General features: G+C 66.6%; 27 protein-coding genes and 1 tRNA gene. 13 read left to right on the top strand and 15 right to left on the bottom strand.

The genetic code is table 11. The features are described from left to right. Window positions 1-26: 26 nt before the first annotated feature. Window positions 27-1,763, top strand: a complete 1,737-nt coding sequence (locus CRO22_RS13980) for a type I secretion system permease/ATPase (RefSeq protein WP_097070780.1) — start codon at window positions 27-29, stop codon at window positions 1,761-1,763. After that, window positions 1,760-3,259 (top strand): HlyD family type I secretion periplasmic adaptor subunit, encoded by a 1,500-nt coding sequence (locus CRO22_RS13975; protein ID WP_245860982.1) that lies wholly within the window; start codon window positions 1,760-1,762, stop codon window positions 3,257-3,259. Before CRO22_RS13980 ends, CRO22_RS13975 begins: the two co-directional genes overlap by 4 nt. Here the strand turns inward: CRO22_RS13975 and CRO22_RS13970 are convergent. Beyond that, window positions 3,256-4,422, bottom strand: a complete 1,167-nt coding sequence (locus CRO22_RS13970; RefSeq protein ID WP_097070779.1) for a lytic murein transglycosylase — start codon at window positions 4,420-4,422, stop codon at window positions 3,256-3,258. The two genes, CRO22_RS13975 and CRO22_RS13970, sit on opposite strands and share 4 nt — an antisense overlap. Before the next feature lie 194 nt (window positions 4,423-4,616). On the opposite strand from CRO22_RS13970, the gene CRO22_RS13965 reads away from it, so the two are divergent. Then, window positions 4,617-4,964, top strand: a complete 348-nt coding sequence (locus CRO22_RS13965; protein WP_245860981.1) for a hypothetical protein — start codon at window positions 4,617-4,619, stop codon at window positions 4,962-4,964. Window positions 4,965-4,972: 8 nt separating this feature from the next. Here the strand turns inward: CRO22_RS13965 and fmt are convergent, their stop codons facing one another. The 3 genes from fmt to def (CRO22_RS13950) are packed head-to-tail and all read right to left on the bottom strand — an operon-like array spanning window position 4,973 to window position 6,922. Beyond that, window positions 4,973-5,869: a methionyl-tRNA formyltransferase gene (fmt, locus tag CRO22_RS13960; RefSeq protein WP_097070777.1), complete on the bottom strand. Its 897-nt coding sequence runs from the start codon at window positions 5,867-5,869 to the stop codon at window positions 4,973-4,975. Continuing rightward, a complete protein-coding gene (gene def / locus CRO22_RS13955; protein WP_097070776.1) occupies window positions 5,869-6,378 on the bottom strand; it encodes a peptide deformylase in 510 nt (169 codons plus the stop codon). Before def (CRO22_RS13955) ends, fmt begins: the two co-directional genes overlap by 1 nt. Window position 6,379: 1 nt before the next feature. Beyond that, on the bottom strand, window positions 6,380-6,922 hold the full coding sequence (def, locus tag CRO22_RS13950) for a peptide deformylase (protein WP_097070775.1): 543 nt from the start codon (window positions 6,920-6,922) through the stop codon (window positions 6,380-6,382). A gap of 188 nt (window positions 6,923-7,110) precedes the next feature. On the opposite strand from def (CRO22_RS13950), the gene CRO22_RS13945 reads away from it, so the two are divergent. The 6 genes from CRO22_RS13945 (at window position 7,111) to CRO22_RS18900 (ending at window position 10,328) form a co-directional block, all read left to right on the top strand. Continuing rightward, window positions 7,111-8,289 carry a MalY/PatB family protein gene (locus tag CRO22_RS13945; protein WP_097070774.1) on the top strand — a complete coding sequence of 393 codons (1,179 nt, stop codon included), beginning with the start codon at window positions 7,111-7,113 and terminating at the stop codon, window positions 8,287-8,289. 111 nt (window positions 8,290-8,400) lie between these two features. After that, a complete protein-coding gene (locus tag CRO22_RS13940; RefSeq protein WP_097070773.1) occupies window positions 8,401-8,640 on the top strand; it encodes a GlsB/YeaQ/YmgE family stress response membrane protein in 240 nt (79 codons plus the stop codon). Next, window positions 8,640-8,900 (top strand): hypothetical protein, encoded by a 261-nt coding sequence (locus CRO22_RS13935; protein ID WP_097070772.1) that lies wholly within the window; start codon window positions 8,640-8,642, stop codon window positions 8,898-8,900. Before CRO22_RS13940 ends, CRO22_RS13935 begins: the two co-directional genes overlap by 1 nt. A 36-nt stretch (window positions 8,901-8,936) precedes the next feature. Next, entirely contained in the window at window positions 8,937-9,818 is an 882-nt protein-coding gene (locus tag CRO22_RS13930) for an SPFH domain-containing protein (protein WP_097070771.1), read from the top strand. Next, window positions 9,818-10,090 carry an NfeD family protein gene (locus CRO22_RS13925; protein WP_097070770.1) on the top strand — a complete coding sequence of 91 codons (273 nt, stop codon included), beginning with the start codon at window positions 9,818-9,820 and terminating at the stop codon, window positions 10,088-10,090. Before CRO22_RS13930 ends, CRO22_RS13925 begins: the two co-directional genes overlap by 1 nt. A gap of 85 nt (window positions 10,091-10,175) precedes the next feature. Next, window positions 10,176-10,328 carry a hypothetical protein gene (locus CRO22_RS18900; protein ID WP_176518653.1) on the top strand — a complete coding sequence of 51 codons (153 nt, stop codon included), beginning with the start codon at window positions 10,176-10,178 and terminating at the stop codon, window positions 10,326-10,328. A 66-nt stretch (window positions 10,329-10,394) separates the two neighbouring features. On the opposite strand, the gene pyrF is transcribed toward CRO22_RS18900, so the two are convergent. Both pyrF and clpB read right to left on the bottom strand, forming a co-directional pair. Beyond that, window positions 10,395-11,105: an orotidine-5'-phosphate decarboxylase gene (gene pyrF, locus CRO22_RS13920; RefSeq protein WP_097070794.1), complete on the bottom strand. Its 711-nt coding sequence runs from the start codon at window positions 11,103-11,105 to the stop codon at window positions 10,395-10,397. A gap of 128 nt (window positions 11,106-11,233) precedes the next feature. Then, on the bottom strand, window positions 11,234-13,849 hold the full coding sequence (gene clpB, locus CRO22_RS13915; protein ID WP_097070769.1) for an ATP-dependent chaperone ClpB: 2,616 nt from the start codon (window positions 13,847-13,849) through the stop codon (window positions 11,234-11,236). Between the two features lie 283 nt (window positions 13,850-14,132). Here clpB and CRO22_RS13910 point away from each other — a divergent pair, with 283 nt between their 5' ends. Beyond that, window positions 14,133-15,395, top strand: a complete 1,263-nt coding sequence (locus CRO22_RS13910; RefSeq protein WP_097070768.1) for a DNA polymerase IV — start codon at window positions 14,133-14,135, stop codon at window positions 15,393-15,395. Between the two features lie 3 nt (window positions 15,396-15,398). Here the strand turns inward: CRO22_RS13910 and CRO22_RS13905 are convergent, their stop codons facing one another. Beyond that, window positions 15,399-16,274, bottom strand: a complete 876-nt coding sequence (locus CRO22_RS13905) for an N-formylglutamate amidohydrolase (RefSeq protein WP_097070767.1) — start codon at window positions 16,272-16,274, stop codon at window positions 15,399-15,401. A gap of 157 nt (window positions 16,275-16,431) precedes the next feature. On the opposite strand from CRO22_RS13905, the gene CRO22_RS13900 reads away from it, so the two are divergent. Together CRO22_RS13900 and ykgO are read left to right on the top strand one after the other, a co-directional pair. Further along, window positions 16,432-16,506 (top strand) — tRNA-Val (locus tag CRO22_RS13900). A gap of 63 nt (window positions 16,507-16,569) precedes the next feature. Continuing rightward, the gene (gene ykgO, locus CRO22_RS13895) at window positions 16,570-16,695 is read left to right on the top strand and encodes a type B 50S ribosomal protein L36 (RefSeq protein WP_013069105.1); all 126 of its coding nucleotides are present in this window, start codon (window positions 16,570-16,572) and stop codon (window positions 16,693-16,695) included. Between the two features lie 83 nt (window positions 16,696-16,778). Here ykgO and CRO22_RS13890 read toward each other — a convergent pair whose 3' ends face one another. Genes CRO22_RS13890 through CRO22_RS13880 form a run of 3 tightly spaced genes read right to left on the bottom strand, consistent with a single transcriptional unit; the run spans window position 16,779 to window position 19,194 of the window. Continuing rightward, window positions 16,779-17,441: an HAD family hydrolase gene (locus tag CRO22_RS13890; protein WP_097070766.1), complete on the bottom strand. Its 663-nt coding sequence runs from the start codon at window positions 17,439-17,441 to the stop codon at window positions 16,779-16,781. Beyond that, on the bottom strand, window positions 17,438-18,001 hold the full coding sequence (gene rsmD / locus CRO22_RS13885; protein ID WP_097070765.1) for a 16S rRNA (guanine(966)-N(2))-methyltransferase RsmD: 564 nt from the start codon (window positions 17,999-18,001) through the stop codon (window positions 17,438-17,440). Before rsmD ends, CRO22_RS13890 begins: the two co-directional genes overlap by 4 nt. Further along, the gene (locus CRO22_RS13880; protein ID WP_097070764.1) at window positions 17,998-19,194 is read right to left on the bottom strand and encodes an NAD(P)/FAD-dependent oxidoreductase; all 1,197 of its coding nucleotides are present in this window, start codon (window positions 19,192-19,194) and stop codon (window positions 17,998-18,000) included. Before CRO22_RS13880 ends, rsmD begins: the two co-directional genes overlap by 4 nt. A gap of 74 nt (window positions 19,195-19,268) precedes the next feature. On the opposite strand from CRO22_RS13880, the gene CRO22_RS13875 reads away from it, so the two are divergent. Further along, entirely contained in the window at window positions 19,269-19,757 is a 489-nt protein-coding gene (locus CRO22_RS13875) for a peroxiredoxin (protein WP_097070763.1), read from the top strand. 24 nt (window positions 19,758-19,781) lie between these two features. Here CRO22_RS13875 and CRO22_RS13870 read toward each other — a convergent pair whose 3' ends face one another. The 5 genes from CRO22_RS13870 to smc are packed head-to-tail and all read right to left on the bottom strand — an operon-like array spanning window position 19,782 to window position 26,203. Further along, complete coding sequence (locus tag CRO22_RS13870) at window positions 19,782-20,945, bottom strand: GNAT family N-acetyltransferase (RefSeq protein WP_176518652.1); 1,164 nt, start codon at window positions 20,943-20,945, stop codon at window positions 19,782-19,784. Between the two features lie 48 nt (window positions 20,946-20,993). Then, window positions 20,994-21,752 (bottom strand): glycerophosphodiester phosphodiesterase family protein, encoded by a 759-nt coding sequence (locus CRO22_RS13865; RefSeq protein ID WP_097070793.1) that lies wholly within the window; start codon window positions 21,750-21,752, stop codon window positions 20,994-20,996. Further along, window positions 21,752-22,213 carry a RidA family protein gene (locus CRO22_RS13860; RefSeq protein WP_097070761.1) on the bottom strand — a complete coding sequence of 154 codons (462 nt, stop codon included), beginning with the start codon at window positions 22,211-22,213 and terminating at the stop codon, window positions 21,752-21,754. Before CRO22_RS13860 ends, CRO22_RS13865 begins: the two co-directional genes overlap by 1 nt. Window positions 22,214-22,225: 12 nt before the next feature. After that, window positions 22,226-22,690, bottom strand: a complete 465-nt coding sequence (locus CRO22_RS13855) for a YbjN domain-containing protein (RefSeq protein WP_097070760.1) — start codon at window positions 22,688-22,690, stop codon at window positions 22,226-22,228. Between the two features lie 54 nt (window positions 22,691-22,744). Continuing rightward, window positions 22,745-26,203: a chromosome segregation protein SMC gene (gene smc, locus CRO22_RS13850; protein WP_097070792.1), complete on the bottom strand. Its 3,459-nt coding sequence runs from the start codon at window positions 26,201-26,203 to the stop codon at window positions 22,745-22,747. Between the last annotated feature and the right edge of the window lie 90 nt (window positions 26,204-26,293).

The raw sequence follows: 26,293 nt of genomic DNA, 5'->3' as shown, positions 1-26,293 counted from the left end.
TCGCCGGTCATGCGTGGAGACGAGGCATGAAACGAGACGAGCTGGCCGCAGGCAAGGCCGAACTGCGGGCCGCGCGCCGCCAGGACCGGCGGTTGTTCTGGGCGGTCGGGCTGTTTTCGGCCTTCGTCAACCTGCTGATGTTGACCGGGCCGCTGTTCATGCTTCAGGTCTATGACCGGGTGCTTGGCGCGCGCTCGGTGGAAACGCTCACCGCGCTCTTCCTGCTCGTGATGTTTCTCTTTGCCGCAATGGGCCTGCTCGACCATGCCCGCGCACGGCTCGCCGCCCGGATTGGCGCGCGCCTGCAGGCGCGGCTCGAATCGCGGGTCTTCGATGCGGCGCTGCGCCGCAATGCGCTCGCCCCCAATGACTCGGTCTCCGCCGCGGGCCTGCGCGATCTCGACTCGATCAACCGCTGCCTTTCCGCACCGGTCTTTCTTGCGCTTTTCGACCTTCCGTGGGTGCCGATCTTCCTGTCGGCAATCTTCCTGTTTCACCCCATGCTCGGACTGCTCTCGATCGGTGGCGGGGTGTTCCTGATCTTTGCAACCTTGCTCAACCAGACGCTCAGCGCCCGCCCGCTGGCCGAGGCCACCGGAACGCAGATGCGCTCCGACCGGCTGGCCGATCAACTGCGCGACGAGGCGGAGCTGGTGCAGGCGCTCGGGATGCGCGCGGCGGCGTTCCGGCGCTGGCAGCAGGCGCGTGGACGGGCCGTGGAAGCCAGCCTCGGCGCGGCCGATCTGGGCGGCAGCTTTTCCACCTTCACCCGCACCTTCCGGCTTTTCCTGCAATCGGCGATCCTTGCGCTCGGGGCCTGGCTCGTGTTGCAAGGGCAGCTCACCCCCGGCGCGATGATCGCGGGCTCGATCCTGATGGGCCGAACGCTCGCGCCGGTCGAGCAGGCGGTGGCGGGTTGGGCTGTCCTCGCCCGCGCACGCGATGGCTGGGGCCGGCTCGCGCTCCTGCTCACCGCGACCCCGCCGGAGCAACCCCGCACGCCCCTGCCGCGCCCGCGCGCGGCACTCGAGGCGCAAGCACTCACCGTCGTGCCGCCCGGCGCGCAGGTGCCCACGCTGCGCGCCGTCTCCTTCCGGGTCGACCCAGGCCAGGCATTGGGTGTCATCGGCCCCTCGGGCGCGGGCAAATCCACCCTGGCGCGGGCGATCTGCGGGCTCTGGCGCCCCGCCAATGGCTCCCTGCGGCTCGATGGCGCCACGCTCGATCAGTTCGACCCCGATGTGCTGGGCCATCTGGTCGGCTATCTGCCCCAGAGAGTCGGGCTGTTTGACGGCACGATCGCCGAGAACATCGCCCGCCTCGCCGAGCGGCCGGACCCGGAGATGGTCGTCGATGCGGCCAAACGCGCCGCCGCGCATCAGCTCATCCTCGATCTGCCCGAGGGCTATGATACGAAGGTCAGCCAGACCGGCGGGCGGCTTTCGGGCGGGCAGATCCAGCGCATCGGCCTTGCCCGCGCGCTTTACGGCAACCCGGTGCTTCTGGTGCTCGACGAGCCCAATGCCAATCTCGACAACGAGGGCAGCCAGGCCCTCAACGCTGCGGTGCGGGGCATGAAAGCGGCGGGCGGCGCGGTTTTGATCATGGCGCACCGCCCGGCCGCAATCGCCGAATGCGACACGCTTCTGGTGCTCGACAACGGCACCCGCCGCGCCTTCGGACCGCGTGAAGAGGTGCTCAAGGCGATGGTGCAGAACGCTGCGGAACTGACCCGCAAACCGAGCCCCGGAGGTGTGGCATGACCCGCAAGACCGACACAGAACCGGGCCGGACGCCCCAGGAACTTGCCCCCGGCTTGGCGCCGACAGAAGCCGCAGCGCAGCGCTCGGCCGAGGATCTGGTGCGCGAAGCCGTCACCCCTCGCGGGCTTTCGACGCGTCCCAAAGCTGCGGCCATGGCCCCGGCGGCACCCGCCCCGGGCACATCGGGCGGCGCGGCGCCCCCTTCCGCACGGCTCTCGCCCCGGATCGCGCTCGCGATCGGCTTTCTCACCCTCGCGGTGCTCCTTGGCGGCTTTGGCGCCTGGTCAGTGTTTTCCTCGATTGCGGGCGCCGTGGTCGCCTCGGGCCGGGTCGAGGTGGATCAGCACCGTCAGGTGGTGCAGCATCCCGATGGTGGCGTGGTGGCCGAAATCGCGGTGAAGGAAGGCGATCACGTCGAGGCCGGGCAGCTTCTGATTCGGCTTGATGGCGAACTGGCGCAATCGGAGCGTGCGATCGTCGAGGGGCAGTTCTTCGAACTCCTCGCCCGGCGGGGCCGACTTGAGGCAGAGCGCGCCGATGCCTCCGAGATCAGCTTCAACGAGGAGCTGCTCACCAAGGCGCAAAAGGATCCGGACGTCGCGGAGCTGGTCGAGGGCCAGCGTCGGCTGTTCGCGGCCCGCCTCGAAACCCTGCAAAAATCGCTCGAACAGGTCGGCAAGCGCCGCGAGCAGACCCAGTCGCAGATCGACGGGATCGAGGCACAGCGCGCCGCGCTCGACCGTCAGCAGGAGCTGATCGAACAGGAACTCGTCGACCAGCGCGGCCTTTTCGAAAAAGGCCTCGCCCAGGCGAGCCGCGTGCTTGCCCTTGAACGCGAGGCGGCCAATCTTGCTGGCGACACGGGCGAACTCACCGCGGAAAAGGCACAGGCCGAGGGCCGGATGACCGAGCTTGAACTTGAGGCGCTGCGGCTGTCCTCGCAACGCCGCGAGGATGCCGAAAGCGAATTGCGCGACATCGGCTACCGCGAACTTGAACTGGCCGAGCGGCGCCGGTCGTTGACCGAGCAGATCAACCGGCTGGAACTGCGCGCCCCCGTTGCGGGCCGGATCTACGAGCTCTCGGTGACGACGCCGCGCGCGGTGATCCGTGCCGCCGAACCCGTTCTTTATATCGTGCCGCAGGATCGCCCGCTCGTGGTGACGGTGCAGGTTTCGCCGATCAATATCGACGAGATCACCGTGGGCCAGCCGGTGACGCTGCGCTTCCCGGCTTTTGCGAGCCGCACCACGCCCGAGATGTTCGGGCAGGTGACACGCATCTCCGCCGATGCGCTCACCGACGAAGCGACGCGGACAAGTTACTTCCGCGTCGAAGTGATGCTGAACCCCGGTGAGATGGACAAGCTTGGCGGCCTCGTGCTGCTGCCGGGCATGCCCGCCGAAGCCTATATCCGCACCGGCGACCGCAGCCCGCTCGCCTATCTCACCAAGCCCTTCACCGATTACTTCGCCCGCGCGTTCCGCGAGAACTAGAGCTTCGCAAGCAGCGCCGGGGTGGGCCAGGCATCGGCGGGCAGGCCCAAACGGGCTTGCTCGCGCTGCACCGCCTCGCGGGTCTTTTCGCCCAAGATCCCGTCGATCGGGCCGACATCATGACCGCGCGCCGCGAGTTTCTTTTGCAGCGCCTTCATCTGCTCGACGCCGAGCCCCGGCTCAGCCGCGCGCGGGTCGAGCCGGGGCGCGCCTTCCAGCCGGGTCGCAAAGTAAGCGGCCGTCGTCACATAGACGAAGCTCTTGTTCCACTCGAACAGCACCTCGAAATTCGGATAGGCGATAAAAGCGGGCCCCTTGCGCCCCATTGGCAAAAGCACCGCGCCCTGCCGCCCCTGAAAGGCGCCCGAACGCGGCCGCACCCCCATCCGCGCCCATTGGTCGGTCGAGAGGCTGTGGTTCAGCCCGGTTTGCGCCCAGTCCATCTGTTCGGGCACGGTGATCTCCTGCAGCCAGGGCTCGCCCCGGCGCCAGCCCATGCCCGAGATCATCTTTGCGCCCGACATCAGCGCATCGGCGCTCGATCCCTTCAGGTTCACATGGCCGTCGCCATCGCCATCCACGCCATTGCGCAGAATGTCCGCGGGCAGCATCTGCACCTGCCCGACCTCGCCCGCCCAGGCACCAATCGTGCGCGCAGGGTCAAAATCGCCCCTCTGGTAAAGCTGGGCCGCGGCGATCACCTGCGGGCGGAACAGATCCGGGCGGCGGCAATCATGCGCGAGCGTGACGAGGGCATCGCGGGTGTTGAAATCCCCCTGCACTTGCCCGAAATCGGTCTCGAGCGCCCAGAACGCCAAAAGCACCCCGCGCGAGACGCCATAGTCCCGCTCGATCCGGTCGAACACGGCATCGTAGCGCTGCGCCATTTTCGCGCCCGTGGTGAGCCGGTTTTGCGAGATCACCGCGGAGGCAAAATCGACAAAGGTCTTGCGAAACACGCCCTGCGCGCGGTCTGCCTTGAGCACGCGGCCATCCTGCCGCACGCCCTTGAAAAAGGCATTCGTCTCGGCGGCACTCAGCCCGGCGCGTTGCGCCTCGGCCTTGAGCCCGGCGACGAAAGCGGAAAAATCGCCGCCGCATTGCGCCTGTGCCGCCACGGGTAGGCAGGCGGAAAGGCAAAAGGCAGAAATAAAGGCACGCATGGTAATCCCCGGCTAACTCCTGCCGAGAGGCTAGCGCCGCCGTGCCGGCCCGGCAACCACCTGACGCCGGTGCGGGTCCGGCATGGTGCAAGGATCTTTATAGATTAACGCGACGATCCGCTTGATTTTTAAACTTTATGTTACAGATTTGATTTAGGCTGTCTTAGGGAGAGATCGGCCGACTGGAGGATGTGATGGAGTTCTTGCCGAACGACATTCTGAATGGTCTGCAACAGGCGCGAAGCCGGGAGACGAAGCGCCCCTCACGCCTGAGCGTGCATGCGGCGGGCAAGGTCTGGCCGGTGCTGCGGCGCTGGGTGGGCGGCTTTTCGCTCGATGCGGAAGGCGTGAGCAAACTGCGCGGCCACGTTGATCTTTATGAGGGGCCGCGCCATATCTCGACGGCGCTGATCATGGCCTCCGAGGTCGAAGGCAGCGAGCTTCTGTGCACCACCAAGCGCGAAACCCCGGTGCGGCAGGGCCCGGCGCTCGACTTCGTGCGCGATGAGAATGCGCCCGTGGGCTATCTGCCCTCCGCCTGAAGCCCGAATCAGTCGAGCCGGTCGGGGAGCGTCAGCCCCTTGAGCACCTCGCCCGCCGGCATCGGTTTCTTGCCCTCGCGCTGGGCTTCCAGCACGCGCAGAGCACCCGTGGCACAGGCAACATCGAAGCCCCCGAGCACCTGACCGGGCGCGCCCGCGCCCTCGGCAGTGGTGGCGCGCAACAGCTTCACCCTTTCGCCCCCCACAAGGCACCAAGCCCCCGGGAAGGGCGAGAGCCCGTTGATCTGGCGCAAGACCTCCGCCGCCGGGCGCGCCCACGCCACCCGCGCCTCTGCCTTGTCGATCTTTTTCGCATAGGTGACGCCCAGCTCGGACTGCACCTCCGGGGTCAGCTCACCAAGCAGATCGAGCGCTTCAAGGATCAGCTTTGCGCCCAGCGCGCTCAGCCGGTCATGCAGTTCGCCGGTGGTCTCGGTTGCGCCAATCGCAAGCGACTCACGCAACAGCACCGGCCCGGTATCGAGCCCCGCTTCCATCTGCATGATGCACACGCCCGTATCGGCATCGCCCGCCATCACCGCGCGGTGGATCGGCGCCGCGCCGCGCCAGCGCGGCAAAAGCGAGGCATGAATATTGAGGCAGCCAAGCCGCGGCGCATCGAGCACGGCTTGCGGAAGCAACAGCCCGTAGGCGACGACCACGGCAATATCGGCATCAAGCGCGGCCAGCGCTTCGCGGTCTTCGGCGGCCTTGAAATTCAGCGGATGGCGCACCGCGAGCCCCAGAGCCTCGGCGCGCGCCTGCACCGGCGCGGGGCGAAGCGCCTTGCCGCGCCCGGCGGGCCGCGGCGGCTGGGTATAAACAGCACAGATCTCGTGGCGCGCCGCCAGAGCGTCGAGCACCGGCACAGAAAAATCGGGGGTGCCCATGAAGAGGATGCGCATCAGGCTCTCTTTGCGAATTTGGCCGATTTCGCCACCAGCATCTTGCGCCGGAGCGCGCTGAGGTGGTCCACGTAAGTCTTGCCGTTCAGATGGTCGATCTGGTGCTGCACCGAAGTGGCCCAGAGCCCGACAAAATCGCGCTCTTCCACCGCGCCCTGATCGTTGAGAAACCGCACCGTCACTGCGCGGGGGCGCTCGATGGCCGCCCAGACGCCGGGCAGATTCGGGCTGCCCTCTTCGTGCTTGCGAAACTGCACCGAGGCATGAAGCACTTCGGGGTTCGCCATCCGCACCACCTGCCCCCGCGCCTCGGAGGCATCGACCACGGCGAGCCGCATCAGGATACCGATCTGCGGCGCGGCCAAGCCAACGCCCTGCCCCGGCATCGCCTCCATCGTGTCGATCATGTCATCCCAGATCATCCGCACCGTCTCGGTGATCGCGGCAACCGGGTCGGCAGGCGTATGCAGGCGCTTGTCGTCGTAAGCGATGAACGGGCGGACGGCCATTTCAGACCCAGCTGCTGCTCTTGGTTTCCCGCGCCTTCTCGCGCTTCCACTTTTCGAGCTTGCGGGTGATCATCTGCCGCTTGAGCGGCCCCAGATGGTCGATGAAAAGCTTGCCGTTGAGGTGATCGAGCTCGTGCTGCGCGCAGGTCGCCCAGAGGCTGTCGAACTGTTCCTCATGCATCTGCCCGTCAAGGCCGAGCCAGCGCATCCGCACCTCTTTCGGGCGGGTGACATCGGCATATTGTTCGGGCAGCGACAGGCAGCCCTCTTCATGCACGTTCTTTTCCTCGGAGACCCAGCTGATCTCCGGGTTCACCATCACCATCGGCTCGGGAATGCCGAGCTTGTCCTTGGCGCAATCCATCACGAAGATGCGCTTGAGCACGCCCACCTGCGGCCCCGCAAGGCCAACGCCGGGGGCGTCATACATCGTCTCGAGCATGTCATCGGCGAGTTGCCGGATCTCGTCGTCAATCGTAGCGACGGGATCGCAGGTCTTCTTGAGCCGCGGATCGGGATGGAGCAGGATGGTTTTCAGCGTCATGGAACTGATCTAAGCCATGGCTCGCGCGCGTGCAATATCTGCGCCGATGGCGACACGGCGACCTTTGCGCGCAGGTCCGTTCCTGAAATTGGCATAATTTCAGGAATTTGTTCTATCTTTTTTATCTTCACTGGAACAATGGACCGGAATATCACTCACCATAAGAACATCGCCCCAAGGAGCCCGGCATGACCACCCTTCCCGACTTCGATGAAGTCATCGACCGTATCGGCACCCATTCGGTGAAATGGGACTGCATGGAAGAGATTTACGGCGTGCCGCCGGGCGAGGGCATCGCGATGTGGGTGGCGGATATGGATTTCCGCCCGCCGCAGGTGGTGACCGAGGCGGTCGAAAAGCTCATCCATCAGGGCATTTTCGGCTACTGGGGCGACGACCGCGCCTATCACGCCGCGATCCAGTGGTGGATGGCGCACCGGCATGGCTGGCAGGTGGCGCCCGAATGGATCTTCACCACGCATGGGCTGGTGAACGGGACCGCGCTCTGCCTTGAGGCTTTCACCCAGCCGGGCGACGGCGTGGTGCTGATGACGCCGGTCTACCATTCCTTCGCGCGGGTGATCCGTGCCTCGGGCCGCAAAGTCGTCGATTGCCGGCTGAAGCTTGAGAACGGCCGCTACGAGATGGATTTCGACGCCTGGGACGCGCAGATGGACGGCACCGCGAAAATGCTGATCCTGTGCTCGCCGCACAATCCGGGCGGGCGGGTCTGGAGCCGCGCGGATATCGAGGCGACGGCGGCTTTCGCCAAACGGCACGGGCTGGTGCTGGTGTCGGACGAAATCCATCATGACCTCGTGATGCCCGGCCACAAACATATCCCGGCAGCCGTCGCTCTGCCCGATCAGCCGCTGGTGATGATGTCAGCCACGACGAAAACCTTCAACATCGCGGGCGCGCATTCGGGCAATGTGATCATCGCCGACCCGGAGCTGCGCAAGCGCTTTGCGGGCGCGATGGCGGCGCAGGCGATCTCGCCCAACAGCTTCGGCCTTGCCATGGCAACCGCCGCCTATTCGCCCGAAGGCGCCGCCTGGGTCGATGCGCTCACCCTCTATCTCGACGGCAACCGCCGCCTCTTCGATGAAAAGGTGAACGCAATCCCGGGGCTCACATCCATGCCGCTCGAATCGACCTATCTGGCCTGGGTCGATTTTGCTGGCACCGGCATGGCGGCAGAAGAGTTCATCGCCCGCGTCGAGAAGGGTGCGAAGATCGCGGCCAACCATGGCGCCACTTTCGGGCCGGGCGGCGAGAGCTTCCTGCGCTTCAACCTCGCCACCCCGCGCGCGCGGGTGATCGAGGCGGCCGAGCGGCTCGCAAAGGCCTTCGCCGATCTGCAATAGGCCGCCACCAGAAGCGGTCCCTCGCCCCGGCCTCCGTGCCGGGGCTTTTCTTTGCCCCTAGCGCCACCCATATTGGACTCGACTGTCGGCAGGCCAGCGGAGGAGGCGCCCTTGCCCGTGATCACCTTCATCGTGATCGGCATCGCCGCGGGCTTTCTCGCCACGCGGCTGATGAAGATCGACACGGATATTCCCACCACCATCGCCATCGGCGTCTTTGGCGCGCTGGTGGGCGGCCTCGTGCTGCGGTTCCTGATCGCGATCATGGGGCTGATGGCGGGGCTCGTGGGGGCTGTGCTCGGCGCCATGGCGCTCATTTGGGCGTGGCAGGCCTATGGAGGAAAACGCTGATGTGGGGACCGCTTCTGAGCTTTGCCGGCATGGCCTCGATGCGCACCGCGCTGGGGCTTTTCGGCATCGGGCTGTGGCTGATGTCGCGACCGGGGGGCTGGGCCGTGGTTGTCGCGGCGATTCTCGTCGGCGTGAAACTGCTGCCCACCCCGGCGGAAAAACCGCTCGAGACGGCCGCCCCCGCCGCTGTGAGCCCTGCGGAAGCCGCCACAGAAGTCGCGCGCAGCCCGAACCAGCCCTCAGACATCGCAAAGCCCTGACCATCCCGGCTCGCATTTTTCAAAGGAGTTTGACCCGTGACCCCTGAAGATCTGATCGGCGGCAATGCCGTGATGCTGGCGCTGGCCGCCTTCCTCATTCTCGCCGTCTTCCTCGGCGTGCGGATCGTGCCGCAATCGGAAAAACATGTGGTCGAGCGCTTCGGGCGGCTGCGCGCCGTGCTCGGGCCGGGGATCAACTTCATCGTCCCCTTCCTCGACCGGGTGGCGCACAAGGTCTCGGTGCTCGAACGCCAGCTTCCCACCACGCGGCAGGATGCCATCACCGCCGACAACGTGCTGGTGCAGGTGGATACTTCGGTCTTTTACCGCGTCACCGAACCGGAAAAGACGGTCTACCGGATCCGCGATATCGACGCCGCCATCGCCACCACCGTGGCCGGTATCGTGCGCTCCCAGATCGGGCAGATGGAGCTTGATACGGTGCAGTCAAACCGCTCCGGCCTCATTTCCCATATCCGCGACAATGTGGCGAATGTGGTCGATGACTGGGGGATCGAGGTCACCCGCGCCGAGATCCTCGATGTGAATCTCGACGAGGCGACCCGCGCGGCGATGCTGCAGCAACTCAATGCCGAACGTGCGCGCCGCGCGCAGGTGACCGAGGCCGAAGGGCGCAAACGCGCGGTCGAACTTGCTGCCGATGCCGATCTCTATGCCGCCGAGCAACAGGCGAAAGCGAAGCGCGTCACCGCCGAGGCGGAAGCCTTTGCCACGGCCGTGATCGCTGCGGCGATTGCGGAAAACGGGCTTGAGGCGGCGCAATATCAGGTCGCGCTCAAACAGGTCGACGCAATTTCCAAAGTTGCCGCCGGCCAGGGCAAGCAGACGGTGATTCTGCCCACCTCGGCGGTCGAAGCCTTTGGCGAAGCGTTCAAGCTCCTGAAAGGAAAAGGCTGATGTCCTGGCAAGACCCCTGGATCTGGATTGTTGCGGGCGTGGTGCTGGGCGGGCTCGAGATGGTGCTGCCCGGCTTCATCCTGCTTGGTTTCGCGGCTGGCTCCGTGCTTGTAGGCGTGCTTTTGTGGCTCGGCCTTCTGGGGGGCTCGCTACCGCTTGCGGTGCTGGTTCTGGCCGTCTCTTCGGTGCTTGTCTGGTTTGCACTGCGTCGCCTGCTCGGCGTGCGCAGCGGTCAGACCCGGATCTGGCATCACGACATCAACGAAAACTGACGAAAGCCTTCACATTCCTGCATGTGAGGCTGGACGGAACGCCGCATGCGGCGTAAGGACGCGGAAGGAACAGAGGAGCGCGACAATGACCAACGATTTCCCGCAAGAGACCAAGGGCCTGAGGTTTTTCCTGACGGCCGTGATCGTCTGTCTTGTGGGGCTGGTGCTCTGGCTGTCTTTTGCGCAACCGATGAGCCTGTCGCACCATGCGCCGGTGCCCGAAGGCGCTGCGCACTGACACCGGACCCCCCGGAGTTTCACCGAGCGACGGCGGCCGATCGGCCGCCGCTTGTATTTTATCCGCTCAGATCGCCGCGATTTCGCGCAAGATCGCCTGCGCCGCCGCCTGCGGATCTTCCGCTTGCCAGACCGGACGGCCGACGACGATATGATCGGCCCCGGCGGCAAGCGCCGCGGCAGGCGTTTCCACCCGCTTCTGATCACCGAGCGCAGCGCCCGCGGGCCGCACGCCCGGCGTGACGATCAGCTTGCCCGCCGCCTCGGGCAGCGCGCGGATCAGCGCGGCCTCGCGGGGGCTCGCGATCACGCCATCCGCCCCGGCAGCAAAGGCGCGCCCCGCCCGCTCCACCACGAGATCGGCCACGTCGCCCGCACGGATCAGCGCCCCGTCGAGATCGGCGCGGTCCAGCGACGTGAGGATCGTCACCGCGAGGATCTTCAGATCCTTGCCCGCCGCCCCCTGCTTTGCCGCCGTCACCACATGGGGATCGCCATGCACGGTAAGAAAATCGAGATCGAAGCGCGCCAGCCCCCGCACCGCGGCCTCGACCGTGGCGCCGATGTCAAACAGCTTCATGTCGAGGAAAATCCTCTTGTCCTGCTCGGCCTTGAGTTCGTTCGCAAGCGCCAGCCCGCCCCCCGTCAGCATCCCGAGCCCGATCTTGTAAAAGCTCACCGCGGCGCCCAGCCGCGCCGCAAGCTCCAGCCCCGCAACGGCATCGGGAACGTCCATCGCAACAATCAACCGATCGTCGGCAGGCAGGGGCAGGGTCATCACAATCTCCGGGGAAAAGGGCAAACGGCCGCTTTCTGCCCCCGTTTGCCGGGTCGGTCAAGGCATTTGCCACCCGCCCCGCGCCTGCGGGAGAGAATGCGGGGCGGGGGCAGCCCCCCGCCCGCACCTCAGTTCAGCACGCGTTCTTCGGGCTGCGGGCGTTGCGAGGCGGAGAGACGCCCGCCCACGACAAGCCCGTCGGGCCCGGCCGTAACCTTGACCTCCGCGCCGTCCAGCACTTCGCCCGCAAGAATCAGCTCGGCCAGCGGATCTTGCAGCGCGCGCTGGATCACCCGTTTGAGCGGGCGCGCGCCGAAGACCGGGTCATAGCCCTCGTCGGCGAGCCATTTGCGCGCGGCCTCATCGAGCGCGAGCGTGATCTTGCGCGCGGCGAGCCGTTTTTCGAGCCGCGCGAGCTGGATCGTGACGATGCCGTCCATATTGGCGCGGTTGAGCCGGTCGAAGATCACCATTTCGTCCAAGCGGTTCAGGAATTCGGGGCGGAAATGCATCCGCACCGCCTCCATCACCTCGGCTTTCGCCTCCGAAGCATCCGAGCCCTCGGGCAGGCGGCTCAAGGCCTGGGAGCCGAGGTTCGAGGTCAGCACGATCAGCGTCTGCTTGAAATCGACTGTGCGGCCCTGGCCATCGGTGAGCACGCCATCGTCGAGCACCTGCAGGAGCACGTTGAACACATCGGGGTGCGCCTTTTCCACCTCGTCAAAGAGCACGACCTGATAGGGGCGCCGCCGCACCGCTTCGGTGAGCACGCCGCCCTCGTCATAGCCGACATAGCCGGGCGGAGCGCCGATCAGCCGGGCCACGGAATGCTTCTCCATGAATTCCGACATGTCGATCCGCACCATCGCCGCGTCGTCGTCAAAGAGATAGTTGGCGACGGCTTTGGTGAGCTCGGTCTTGCCGACCCCGGTCGGGCCGAGGAACAGGAACGAGCCGAGCGGGCGGTTTTCATCGTTGAGCCCCGCACGGGCACGGCGCACGGCATTCGAGACGGCGGTGATCGCCGCATCCTGCCCGATCACCCGGCGATGCAGTTCTTCTTCCATCTTCAGCAATTTCTCGCGCTCGCCCTCGAGCATTTTCGAGGTCGGGATGCCGGTCCAGCGTTCGACCACTTCGGCGATCTGCTCGGGGCGGACGGCCTCTTCGACCATCTTCGCCTCGCTCGCCTCTTCGGCCTCGGCCAGCACCCGCTCAAGCTCGGGAATGCGGCCATATTGCAGCTCGCCCGCCTTGGCGAAGTTGCCCTCGCGTTTGGCCTGCTCCAGTTGCGCGCGCGCCTGCTCAAGCTGCTCCTTGACCGAGCGCGAAGCTTCCAGCATGTCGCGTTCAGCCTGCCATTTCGCGGTCATCGCGGCAGAGCGCTCCTGCACCTCGGCCAGATCCTTCTCGAGCTTTTCGAGCCGGTCCTTCGAGGCGGCATCATCCTCGCGCTTGAGCGCCTCGGCCTCGATCTGCATCTGCAGGATCTGCCGGTCGAGCGCGTCAAGCTCTTCGGGCTTGCTGTCCACTTCCATCCGCAGCCGGCTCGCGGCCTCATCTACAAGGTCGATCGCCTTGTCGGGGAGAAACCGGTCGGTGATGTAGCGGTGCGAAAGCTGCGCCGCGGCGACGAGCGCCGAGTCGGAGATCCGCACGCCGTGGTGCAGCTCGTATTTCTCCTTGATGCCGCGCAGGATCGAGATCGTGTCCTCGACGGTGGGTTCTTCCACCATCACCGGCTGGAAGCGCCGCGCAAGGGCCGCGTCTTTCTCGACATATTTGCGGTATTCATCGAGCGTGGTGGCGCCGACGCAATGCAGCTCGCCCCGCGCCAGCGCGGGCTTGATCAGGTTGGCCGCATCCATCGCGCCATCGGATTTGCCCGCGCCCACAAGCGTGTGCATCTCGTCGATGAAAAGGATGATCTCGCCTGCGGCCGCCTCGATTTCCTTCAGGATCGCTTTCAGCCGTTCCTCGAACTCGCCGCGGTATTTGGCGCCTGCGATCAGCGCGCCCATGTCGAGCGCCAGAAGTTTCTTGTTCTTCAGGCTCTCGGGCACGTCGCCGTCGATGATGCGCAGCGCCAGACCCTCGGCGATGGCGGTTTTGCCCACGCCGGGCTCCCCGATCAGCACCGGGTTGTTCTTGGTGCGGCGCGAGAGCACCTGCATGGTGCGGCGGATCTCGTCATCACGGCCGATGATCGGGTCGATCTTGCCTTCCTCGGCGGCGGCCGTCAGGTCGCGGGCATATTTCTTCAGCGCGTCATAGCCTTCCTCGGCGGAGGCGGAATCGGCGGTGCGGCCCTTGCGGATGTCGTTGATCGCGGTGTTGAGCTTTTGCGCCGTCACCGCGCCCGCATCGAGCGCGTCTTTCGCCTTGGTGTTGACCATGGCGAGCGCCATCAGCATCCGCTCCACCGGAACGAAGCTGTCGCCCGCCTTTTTCGCCAGTTTCTCGGCCTCGTCGAGCACGCGCACAAGGCTTTGCTCCACGTAAACCTGCCCGTCGCCGCCCGAGACCTTCGGCAGTTTCGAGACGTAAAGATCAACCGTTTCCTGCACGCGTTTGGGCTCGCCGCCGGCGCGGCTGATCAGATTGGCCGAGAGCCCCTGATCGTCATCCATCAGCGCTTTCAGCAGGTGTTCGGGCACAACGCGTTGATGCCCCTCGCGCATCGCGATCGTCTGCGCGGCTTGCAAGAACCCGCGCGACCGTTCCGTGAACTTCTGCATGTTCATCGGTTCTCTCCTCTATAAAGCCCCCGGCCCATGGGCGCCCGTCATGGCACGCCCCGTCTCCGGGTCTTGGAGAAGAAGTGGTTTTTGCGGCCTCACGGTTCAAGGGGGGCCCAAGGGAGGAGCGGAAATTTCCGCAGCCCTCGGGCGCCCCCCTTTTTCCGCCCTCTCCGCGCGCGGGGAAGCCCGGAACTCCCCGATGTCTGCCCGACCGCGTCATTGCCCTCGCAGCACCGCTCCCTTCCGAGTATGATCGCGACGCCTCCTGCGCCGAAACAGCCCTGTCATGCCCGCCCTTTGCCGCGACTGCCTTGCTACATTCAGCACCAGCCCCGCGCGCTGTCCGCGCTGCGGGCGACCGCGTGTGGTTTCGCACCCCGAACTCTTCACGCTCTCGATCGCGCATATCGACTGCGACAGTTTCTTCGCCTCGGTCGAGAAGCGCGACGATCCCACGCTCTCCGGCAAGCCGATCATTGTTGGCGGCGGCACCCGCGGCGTTGTTACCACCTGCTGCTATATTGCGCGCATCGCCGGGGTGCGCTCGGCCATGCCGATGTTCGAGGCGCGCAAGCTCTGCCCGGAGGCCACGGTGATCGCGCCACGCCGCGCGCGCTATGCTGAAGTCTCGGCACAGATCCGTGCCAAGTTCACCGCCCTCACCCCGCTTGTGGAACCGCTCTCTCTCGACGAGGCCTTCCTCGATCTGAGCGGCACCGAACGGCTTCATAACGCTCCCGCCGCCGTGGTGCTCGCGCGTCTCATCCGCGAAATCGAGGCGGAGATCGGTGTGACCGCCTCGGTCGGGCTCTCGCACAACAAGTTCCTCGCCAAGATCGCCTCGGATCTCGACAAGCCGCGGGGATTCTCGGTGCTGGGCCGCGGGGATACGGAAGCCTTCCTGCGCGACAAGCCCGTCTCGTTGCTCTGGGGGGTTGGCGAGGCCACGCGCGCCGCCCTTGCGCGCGCCGGGCTGCGCACGTTGTCCGACCTGCGCCGCACCGGAAAACCGGCGCTCGAGGCCCGTTTCGGCGCCACCGGGGCACGGCTGTACGACCTCGCCCAAGGCCTCGACCGACGCCTTGTCACCCCCGACGCCGGGCTGAAATCCATCTCGCATGAAACCACGTTCGAACACGATATTGCCGACCGTGAAACGCTCGAAAACCACCTCTGGAGCATGTGCGAAAAGGCCTCGGACCGGATGAAAGCAAAGGGGCTTGCCGGCCACACCGCGGTGCTGAAGCTGCGGCGCGCCGATTTCAGCGCGATCAGCCGCCAGACCCGTCTCGACGAACCCGCACAACTTGCCGACACGCTCTTTCGCACGACCCGGGCCCTTTTGCGCGCTCTCCCCGAACCCGGACCGTTCCGGCTCATCGGCGCGGGCTACACCGATCTTGTGCCCGCCGAGGGGCCTGATCCGGCCGGGGATCTTTTTGATCCGCAAGCAAGGGCGCGCGCCGGGGCAGAGCGCGCGGCGGATGCGATTCGCGCGCGTTTTGGCGCAGAGGCGATTCGGCTCGGCCGGGGCTGGGAGCGCTCCTGAGCCCTATTCCGCTGCGAGCGGTTCCGCCCGCTCGCCCGGCAGGCGCACCAGATCGGCAAGCTCGGCCGTCACCGCGCCGATCAGATGCGCGAAAAGCTCGAAATGCGGCAGCGGTTCGACCCGCTCCTCATCCATGTAGAGCGCGCGGGAAATCTCGACCTGTACCACTTCGAGCCCCGCCGTAGGGCGTCCGTAGCGGCCAACGATATAAGCGCCCGCAAAGGGCGTGTTGCGCGCCACGCTGAAGCCCGCACGGCGAAACGCCGCCTCCGCGCGCGCCATCGTCTCGGCCCGGGCGGAGGTGCCGAAACGGTCGCCCAGCACGATTTCGCTGATCCGGCTGCGCGGCGTGGTGGCCTCGCTCGGCATCGAGTGGACATCAAAAAGAAGTGCCCGGCCGAACTGCGCGCGGCGCGCCTGCATCAACGCCTGCAACTCCGCATGATAGGGCCGCCAGATCCGTTCGAGCCGTCCCTCGGCGGCGGTGCGCGGGATCCGGCCGCGAAAGATCTCGCGCCCTCCCGCCACGACGCGGGGAATCACGCCAAGCCCCATCGTCGCGCGCGAGCCCCCCGAGCCGCGTGCAAGCCCCTCGATCAGCGCCGGGTCGAGTTCGTCGTCCCCCCGGTTGAGATCGACATAGGCGCGCGGATACAGCGCTTCGATCAGCGTCGCCCCCTGCTCGGGAACGGCGCCAAGCAACTGGTCGACGAAAGCATCTTCGGAGGAGCGCAGGCGCAGCAGGTCAAGTTGAGAGGCCGCGACGAAATCGGGCGGATAGAAACGGCCCGAATGCGGTGAGGCAAAGATCACCCCCGAGCAGAGAAGCTCAGGAAGATGCAGCCGGAAAGGCGGGATCACTGGCACGGCCTCAGGCATTGACTCTCCTTGCAGCCGCAAGCTTACACCAATTTCTTTTCCCACCAAAAGGGCCTTGAAAGCCGCCGCGACTCCTTCTATAGACCCCCAGACCGACGCGGTTCTGCCCGCGTCCTTTCTTTTCGGACGGGACGCAGCAGAAACGCAAGAGGTTTTCGGGCGGTTAGCTCAGCGGTAGAGCACTACGTTGACATCGTAGGGGTCACTGGTTCGATCCCAGTACCGCCCACCATTCACCGCCCCTTCGGGGGCATTTGCTTTCAAGGCGCACGTCGCCGCGAAGAGGAGAAGGCCGATGAAGGTCCGCAATTCGCTCCGCTCGCTCAAGCAGCGTCATCGCGATTGCCAGATCGTGCGCCGCAAAGGCCGCGTCTACGTGATCAACAAGACGCAGAAGCGCTTCAAGGCCCGTCAGGGCTGAGGCTTGCTTCGAGCAGGTTAGAAGGGCCGCAGGGGCAACCCGGCGGCCTTTTTCCTTTTGGGCTTCCCGTCACGGGACCGAGCTCAGGCAAGCCCGATCCGCGCCGGGATCTCGTCAAGACACGTGATCAGCTCCGCCCCCACTTTGGTCAGCGTTTCGCGCGCATGATCCGAGCCGCCGGGCGGCACGAGCCCGAAGCAGCGCATCCCCGCCGCCAGCGCCGAGCGCGCGCCGGTGGCGCTGTCTTCCACCACCACGCAGGCCTCGGGCGGCTGGCCCAGAAAGGCCGCGGCATGCAGGTAAAGCCCCGGATCGGGCTTCGGGCAGCCAAGCTCCTGACCGGAAAAGAGCCGGTCCTTGAGCCGCGCCCAAAGGGCCGGGTGCTGGCCGAGCGTCGCTTCCATCTTGCGGCGGTGCCCGTTCGAGCCCACGGCATAAACGACCCCCGCCGCATCGAGCCGGTCCAGCAGCGCCGCGATTCCCGGCATCTTGGGCGTGCCCTGCCGCAGATGCGCATAGAGTTTCTCGTAGAACTCCCCCACCCATTCGGGCGGCAGCCCGGCGCCAAGCGCATTCGCGGTCTGGCGCAGCTTCTCCATCGTGCCGCCGATAAAGAGCCGTTCCATCTCCTCCATGCTGAGATGGAGCCCATGCGCGGAAAGTTCCTGTTGCAGCAACACGAAGGTGGCGGGTTCACTGTCGACGAGCACCCCGTCGCAGTCGAAGAGAATGGCTTTGATGGTCATGAAGGCATCCGGGCAAGGGTCACGAGCGTGTCGCCATAGCGGCGCTGGTCGATTTCTTCGAGGGGCGCGGGCACGAGGGGGGCGGTGTTTTCCTCCCAGACCACCATCGCGCCGGGCGCGATCCAGCCATTGGCGAGGCAGGAGGCAAGCGCCTTCTCGCCCAGCCCCATGCCATAGGGCGGATCAAGAAACACGAGCCCATAGCCCGCGCCGCGGCAGGGGCCCATATTGGTGGCATCGCGCCGCCAGATGTCGGTCACGCCCATGGCGCGCATCAGCTCCACATTCTTGCGCAAGAGCACCCGCGCCGCGGTGCCTTCATCGACAAAGGCCACCCGCGCCGCGCCACGGCTCAGCGCCTCAAGGCCGAGCGCCCCGGTGCCGGCAAAGAGGTCGAGCACACGCGCGCCCGGAATCGGGTTGCCATGAGTGCCATTGATCAGCAGGTTGAAGATGCTCTCGCGCACCCGGTCGGTGGTGGGGCGCAGATGCGCCTCCGCATCGCCCGCGCCCACATCGGTGAGCTTCAGCCCCCGCCGCTCGCCTCCGATAATCCTCATGCCATCAACGCTTTCAGATCCGTGGCGGCTTCGACGGCCTCGGGGCGCACGACCTTGCCCCCCTCAATCAGCCGCTTGCCGATCATGTAGGCGCGCGGCGCATTGAGCGCATCCACCGCGATCAGTTGGCCGTTGCGGAAATACCAGAAGGATTTCCCGTCGATCTCCTTGGTCACCACCTGGTCGTAGCCGGTGCAGAGGCCCGCAATCTGCAGCTTGGCATCGAACTGATCCGACCAGAACCAGGGTTTGGGCACATAGGTCTTTGCGGCGCCCAGCATGTTCTCGGCCACGATCTCGCCCATGTCGATGGCGTTGCCAACCGATTCAAGCCGCATCCGCCCCTCCGGCCCCGGGAAAGAGGCGCAATCCCCCGCAGACCAGATCAATGGGTCGGAGGTCCGCCCCTCCGCATCGACCGCAATGCCATTCTCGATCACGAGCCCGGCGGCTTCGGCCAGCCCCGTTTCCGGCGCCACACCGATCCCGACAATGACGAAATCGGCCGCAATCGCGCGCCCGTCGGCAAGGTCGACCCCGCTCACGCAGCCCTCGCCGGTCAGCCGGGCAAGGCCCACGCCTTCGATGATCTCGACCCCATGCGCCTGATGCAGGGCGCGGATCGCTGCCGCCGTCTCGGCGCTTGCCACCCGCCCGAGGATCCGCGGCGCCGCCTCGACCAGCGTCACGGTCAGGCCAAGCTTCGCCGCCACCGCGGCTGCCTCCAGCCCGATATAGCCGCCACCAACAACCACGAGCCGTCGCCCGGCGACAAATTCCTCCGCCACGGCATCGACATCGGCGAGCGTCCGCACCGTGTGAACGCCCGCCAGAGCACCACCGATGGCCGCGGGCAGGGTCCGCGGCGTGGCCCCGGTGCACAGCGCAAGCTGGTCATACGAGATCCGCTCTTCCCCCAGCACGACCTCTTTGGCCGCGCGGTCAATCGCCGTCACCCCGGCGCCGGTGCGCAGGGTGATCTCGTTCGCCGCGTACCAGTCATCGCCCCGCAACGTCAGCCGCTCCAGCGGCATGGTGCCGAGCAGATAGCCTTTCGAGAGCGGCGGGCGCTGATAGGGCGGCACCGGCTCGGCGCCGAGGATCGTCACCGGCCCCTGGTGGCCAAGCCCGCGCAGTTTCGCCGCAAGCGCCGCCGCCGCCTGCCCGCCGCCGATGATCACGATCCCGCTCATGTCTTCCTCTGGTCAGTCGTTGTGTCCCTCCTATATCCTTCCCGCAAGTCATAGCAATGCGAAGGGAGACGGAGATGAGTATTACGGTTGGGGACAAGCTTCCCGGCGCGACGCTTCTGAAATTAGGCGAGAGCGGCCCCGAAACGGTCGATCTGGGGGCCAAACTGGCGGGCCGCAAGGTCGTGCTGTTCGCTGTGCCGGGCGCCTATACCGGCGTGTGCACCACCGCGCATGTGCCGAGCTTCATCCGCACCAAGGACAAGTTCGACGCCAAGGGCGTGGATGAGATCATCTGCCTGTCCGTCAACGACCCCTTCGTGATGGCCGCCTGGGGCGAAAGCACCGGGGCGACGGCGGCGGGGATCACCATGCTGGCCGATGCCGAGAGCGCCTTCACCACTGCGATCGGCATGGATTTCACCGCCCCCCCCGCGGGGTTGATCAAACGCTCGGCACGCTATGCGATGCTGGTGGACGACGGCGTGGTCAAGGTTCTGCACCGCGAGGAAGCACCCGGGGTCTGCGAGATTTCCGCTGGCGAAGGCCTTCTGGCTGCGATCTGAACCGACGGGCCGGGGAAACCCGGCCTATTCCATCCTGAAGGGGCCAAGCTCCCTCAACCCTTCAATGTCTTCGGCCACCGCCGCGCGCTCCTGATCAAGGTAATCCGCCACCGCGCGGCGCAGCCCCGGATGGGAGATAAAATGCACCGAATGGGTGGTCACCGGTAGGTAACCGCGGGCGAGCTTGTGCTCGCCCTGAGCGCCCGCCTCGACGCGCTTGAGGCCCCGCGCAATCGCCCAGTCCGTTGCCTGATGGTAGCAAAGCTCGAAATGCAGAAAGGCGTGGTCCTCGAGGCAACCCCAGTAGCGCCCGAAGAGGGCGTCTCGGCCAATGAAGTTGAGCGCCCCGGCGACCGGGCGACCATCGCGTTCGGCCAAGATCAGCAGGATATCGTTGCGCATCTGATGGAGCGCGTCGAAGAAGGCGCGGGTCAGATAGGGCGTGCCCCATTTGCGCGCGCCCGTATCCTGATAGAAGGCCCACATCGCTTCCCAATGTTCGGGGCGGATCTCGTCGCCCGCGAGCGCGCGGATCGTGCCGCCAAAAGCCTGCGCCTTCTCGCGTTCCTTGCGCAGCGCCTTGCGTTTACGTGAGGCAAGCGTGGCGAGAAAATCGTCAAAACTGCCGTAGCCGCGGTTTTCCCAATGGAACTGCAACCCGGTGCGATGCAACCAGCCCTGGGCCGTCGCCGCCTCCGCTTCCTCGGCCGCGCAGAAAGTCAGATGCGCCGAAGAGAGCCGGTTCTGCAGGGTCAATTCGGCCAACCCTTGCAACAACGCCGCCCGCCCCGCCGCCTCAAACCCCGGTTGGCACAAAAGCCGCCGCCCCGGGACCGGGGTGAAGGGCACCGCGCCCTGAAGCTTCGGGTAATAATCACCGCCCGCGCGGATATAGGCATCTGCCCAGGCATGGTCGAAGACATATTCGCCCTGCGAATGGGTCTTGAGGTAAAGTGGCGCGACGGCAAGGAGCTGGCCATCGATGCTGGCCGTCAGATGCTGCGGCGACCAGCCTGTTCCGGGCCCGACCGACCCCGAAGCTTCGAGCGCCGCCAGAAACCGGTGCCGCGCGAACGGATCGAACGGGCGGGCCCCGTCTTCTGCCTCAGGGCAGGCGCAGGTGTCCCAAGCTTGTTCGGGTATGTCCGAAATCCGGGAATGGATTGTGATCTCTACGCTCTTTTGCATGATCCCCCGCGCACATCCGACGACAGGATGGAGCGCGCGGGGGATTGGTCAAGCCGCGTAGCCTTCAAAGGTGATGTTCCGCGCAATCTTGCGCGCCGTGGCCTCGGCTTCGGGGCTGCGGATCGTCCAGCACAGGATCGCAGCGCCCTTCTGCGCAAGCTCCGCCACCCGCGGCGCACCAAGATCGGCAGCTTCATGTGAGATGAACGAACAGCCCAGCCGCTCGAAATCCGGGATCATCCGCAGATGATCGCGGGTCTTGGCCGGCAGGAGCGGCCAGCCCTCGGCCGTATAGGCCGAAGTGGTGAGCCCGATCGCCACCTCTGGCGCGAGCGCATGGAAGGCCGCCACCGCATGCGGGTTGAAAGACATCACCGCGAGCGGGCCTTTATACCCCTTCAGCAGTGCCGCCGCCGCTTCCTCAAGCGCGCCCACCTCGGGGCCCATGCCGCCATCCTGATCCTTGATCTCGACCAGAAGCGGCACTTGCCCCGCAACGATCTCGAGCACTTCCGCGAGCGTCGGGATGCCCTCGTCGCCCCCGGTGAGCACCGTCGCGCCCAGTTCGGCAGCGGTGAGGCCCCGCACGCGCCCCGTGCGCCCTGTCAGGCGGCGCAGGTCGTAATCATGAAACACCATCGGCACACCGTCGGCAGAGGGCTGCAGGTCGATCTCGATCCCGTAGCCCGCCGCCACCGCGGCACGCACCGCGGCCCGGCTGTTTTCCGGCCGGCCAGCGGTGCGGTCATGATAAGCCCGATGCGCGATCGGGCGGCCGAGGAAAGCCTCGGGAAGCGGCACAGCCATCATTCGACCTCGAAGATCGCCTCGATCTCGACGGCAACGCCCATCGGCAGCGCGCCCGCAGAGACCGCCGAGCGCGCATGGCGCCCGGCATCGCCAAACACCTCGACCATCAGATCGGAGCAGCCGTTCACCACCTTCGGCTGATCGGTGAAATCGGGCGCGGAATTGACGAAGCCCACGAGCTTCACCACCCGCTTCACCTTGTCCAGATCGCCCGTCGCCGCGCGCGCCTGAGCCAGCAGCGCAAGCCCGCAGCGCCGCGCCGCCGCGGCGCCCTCTTCGACCGAGAGATCCGTGCCGAGCTTGCCGGTGATCAGCCCGTCCGGCCCCGCCGAGATCTGGCCGGAGACAAAGAGCAGGTTGCCCGTGCGCACGAAGGGCACATAGTTTGCCGCGGGCATCGGTGCTTCGGGCAGGGTGATGTTGAGCGCGTTCAGCCGCGCTGCGATGTCGGATGCCATTTTGTCCTCTGTTTACCAGTCGATGAAAGTCTTGAACTCGCTCAGCACAACGCGCCACAGGTCGATCGTGTCGTCGAAATTGCGCCCGCCGCAGCCGTCGAAGTCGAGGTTCACGTCATATTCGATATAGGGGTCGCCCTCGTCGTCCAGATAGGCTTTGCCGAAGCGCTTTGTCCGGTTCCACTCGTTGATCTTCCAGGCACTCATCGGCTTGGTCATATCGAACCCGGCAGAGAACTGGATCGAATCGCAGATCTGCTTGGTGCAGCCATAGAAATAGACCTTGAAATTGGTCCCCTCGATCCGGCTCGACAGCCGCGGATCGCCCGATTTGTCGATATCTCGGCTGACTTGCAGGCCGTAGGTTTGCATGAAACTCTGGACCACATCCGGGTCGCCCACCACCTGGGCCGGTGCGGGCGCCGCGCCAAGGAAAAGCGCCGCGACAAGCGAAAGCGCGAACGGGCTGCGTTTCATCCAAACCTCCTTGCTTTGGCGCGACCTTAGGCGCTTGCGCCCGGTTTGGCCAGATCAAGCGACCAATTGTTCGGCCCGCTTGAGGTCGACAGAGACGAGCTGGCTCACGCCCTGTTCCTGCATCGTCACGCCAAAGAGCCGGTCCATCCGGCTCATCGTCACCGCATGGTGGGTGATGACGAGAAAGCGCGTGTCGGTGCGCCGGGTCATCTCGTCGAGCATGTCGCAAAAGCGGGTCACGTTGGCATCGTCGAGCGGCGCGTCGACCTCGTCGAGCACACAGATCGGTGCCGGGTTGGCGAGGAAGACGGCAAAAATCAGCGCCATCGCGGTAAGCGTCTGCTCGCCCCCCGACAAAAGGCTCAACGTGGAGAGTTTCTTGCCCGGAGGCTGGCACATGATCTCGAGCCCGGCCTCGAGCGGGTCATCGCTCTCAACGAGCTGCAGGCTCGCCGCGCCACCGCCAAAAAGGTGGGTGAAGAGGGTGCGAAAACTCTCGTTGACCTGTTCAAACGCGGTGAGCAGCCGCTCGCGGCCTTCGCGGTTGAGCCCGGAGATCCCCGAGCGCAGCTTGCGGATCGCCTCTTCAAGGTCGGTCTTTTCCTTGGCGAGCGCCTCATGTTCGGCGGCAATGCCGCGGGCATCCTCTTCGGCACGCAGGTTGACCGCGCCAAGCGCCTCGCGGGCACGCTTGAGCCGCGCCACTTCGGCCTCCAGATGCTCGGCCGCGGGAATCTCTTCTTGCGCGGTCCCGAGCGAATCAAACAGCGCCTGAGGTCCGAGTTCTGTCGCATCCGCGATGCGCTCGACAGCATGGGCGAGCGTTTCACGCGCCGCCTCAAGGCGCGCCTCGGCGCGGGCCCTGGCCTCGCGCGCTTCGCCCGCCACCCGTTCGGCATCGCGTTCGGCCATCTGTGCCGCGCGCACCGCCCCTTCCGCCTCGGAAAGCCGGTCGGCTGCCCTCGCACGGCGCTCCTGTGCCACCTCGATCGCTTCGTTCAACGCTTCGCGTTTCGCAGCAAGTTCCTCGGGCACGGCGGCGGCCGCGTCCAGCTCATCCGCCGCTTCCTCGCGCCGTGCGGCGAGCTCGGCCGAGCGTTTCTCGGCTGTCTCCAGCCGGTGCCGCCAGCCCGAAAGCTCCTTCGTCACTTCCTGCCGCCGACGCAGACGCGCCTCGCCCTCGCGGCGGGTCTCGTCATGCGCCGAGCGGCGGGTGAGCATGGTCACCCGCGCGGCCTCGACGGTGAGCTTGATCCGCTCGACAATCGCGCGCTCGGCCTCGAGATCGGGCAAATCGGCAAGCTGCGCCTCGGCCTCCTCCAGCGCCTCGCGGGCAAGTGCTGCCGCATCGCGGTGGCGCATCTGCGCCAGCCGTGCCGCCTCAAGCTTGCCGCCCGAAATCGAGCGCTCCGCCTCGGCGCGCGAGAGCGCCCGCCCTGCCTCGGCAAGGCGCGTATCGGCGCTGCGGCGCGCCTCACGGGCGCGCGCATCTGCCTCGGAGGCCTGCGTCAGGGCGCGTGACAGAAGCTCATGCGCCTGCCGCGCCCCCTCAGCCCGCGCCGCGACCTCTTCAAGGTCGCGCTTGAGCTCCACCAGCCGGTTGAGTTGGCGCAGCCGCAGCGCGGCAGCGGTCGGTGCATCTTCGGCGCCCGCGCGGAACCCGTCCCACCGCCACAGATCCCCCGCGAGCGAGACGAGCCTTTGCCCCGGCCTCAGCTCGGCCTGCCGCCGCGCCCCCTCGGCGGCATCCGCCACAAGGCCGATCTGCGCTATGCGCCGCGCCAGCACCCGCGGCACTTCGACATGGGTTGAAAGCGGCTCGACGTCCGAGGGCAGAAGCTGCAGCGTCGGGTAATCTGGGAGCGCCGTCCAGCCCGAGCGCGCAGCCGCATCCACCTCGGGGGCGCGCAGATCATCGGCCAGCGCCGCGCCAAGCGCGGCCTCGTAGCCGGGCCGCACCTTCAACCGGTCCAGAAGCTGATGCCCGCTTGCCGCCTCACGTTCAACAAGCCGGGCCAGGGCCGCCACTTCCGCGCGCAAGGCCCCCGCCTCGCCTTCGGCCTCGGAGCGGGCGGCGCGGGCCGCACTTTCGCGCGCCTGCACCTCGGCACGGGCTTCATCCGCGGCGGCCAGCGTCTCTTCGGCGGCCTCGGCGCGCTCATGGGCTTCTTCCTGCGCGGCCTGCGCCGCTTCGAAAGCCTCTTCGGCCCGCCCAAGCGCAGCCTCCGCCTCGGCGCCCGAGGCTTCGGCGCGCCCCGCCTCCGCTTCGGCTTTCGCCAGAGTGGCGCGGGCGTCGGTCACGAGCCTTTGCGCCGAACCATGCCGGGCGGCGAGCCGGGCCACATCTTCCGTGCGCTCGCTCAGTTGCGCCTCAAGTTCGGCAAGCACGCTGGCCGCCTCCGCCGCGGCCTCTGCCGCGGCTTCCAGCTTGTCGTCCTGCCCCTCGGCGGCCTTGGCAAGCTGGCCAAGCTCCCAGTCGAGCCGCGCGATCGTTTCGCCCGCATCGCGGTTGAGCCCCGCCTCGCGCTCCATGTCCCGATCAAGCTGGGCGATCCGCGCGGTGAGCCCCGAGATCCGGTTCTGGGCCTGCGCCTCGGCATCGCCAAGCGCCTCGCGCTGCATCGCCAGCCGTTGCAGGATCGCGCCCGCCACGGCCTCTTCCTCGCGCAGCGGCGGCAAACGCTCGTCAAGCTCCGCGCGCCGATTCACGGCGGAACGCGCGGCATTCTCCGCCTGCGCCGCGGCCATCATCGCCGCCCGCACGAGGCCCTCCGCCTCGATCCGGCCCTGATCTGCTTCGCGCCAACGGCGATAGAGCAGCATCCCCTCGGTACGGCGCAGCTCTGTTCCGATGTCGCGATAGCGCGCGGCCTGCCGGGCCTGCCGGGCAAGCGCGGCCAGCTGGGTGGAGAGCTGTTCGAGCACGTCATCGACACGCGCAAGGTTCTGTTCGGCCCCGCTCAGTTTCAGCTCCGCCTCGTGGCGGCGCTGGTAGAGCCCCGAGATCCCTGCGGCTTCCTCAAGGATGCGCCGCCGCGCCTTGGGCCGCGCGTTGATCAGCTCGGCGATCTGGCCCTGCCGGACCAAGGCCGGGCTTTGCGACCCGGTCGAGGCATCGGCAAAAAGCATCTGCACGTCGCGCGCGCGCACGTCCTTGGTGTTGACCTTGTAGGCCGAGCCCGCATCGCGGGTGATCCGGCGCACGATCTCCAGCGTGTCGGCATCGTTGAAACCCGAGGGCGCGAGCCGCTCGCTGTTGTCGATCGAGAGCGAGACCTCGGCAAAATGGCGCGCCGGGCGCGTGGCGGCGCCGGCAAAGATCACGTCTTCCATGCCGCCGCCGCGCATCGCGGTGGGCCGGTTCTCCCCCATCACCCAGCGCAAAGCCTCGAGCAGGTTGGACTTGCCACAGCCATTCGGCCCGACAACGCCGGTGAGCCCGTCATGGATGACGAGGTCGGTCGGGTCGACGAAGCTCTTGAAGCCGTTGAGACGAAGGCGGGTGAAACGCACGGAGGGGTCCGATTCCAGATCTGGGCCTGCCACTTTCAGGTCCGGCGCGAGCCAAGTCAACGCCGCCGCGTCACGTTCCGGCGAGCCCCC

The organism is Rhodobacter maris (assembly GCF_900217815.1).
In the GTDB taxonomy this organism is placed as follows: Bacteria; Pseudomonadota; Alphaproteobacteria; order Rhodobacterales; family Rhodobacteraceae; genus Rhodobacter; species Rhodobacter maris.
The sequence above is the reverse complement of the archived record's forward strand: the minus strand, read 5'-3'. Positions and strand labels throughout refer to the sequence as shown.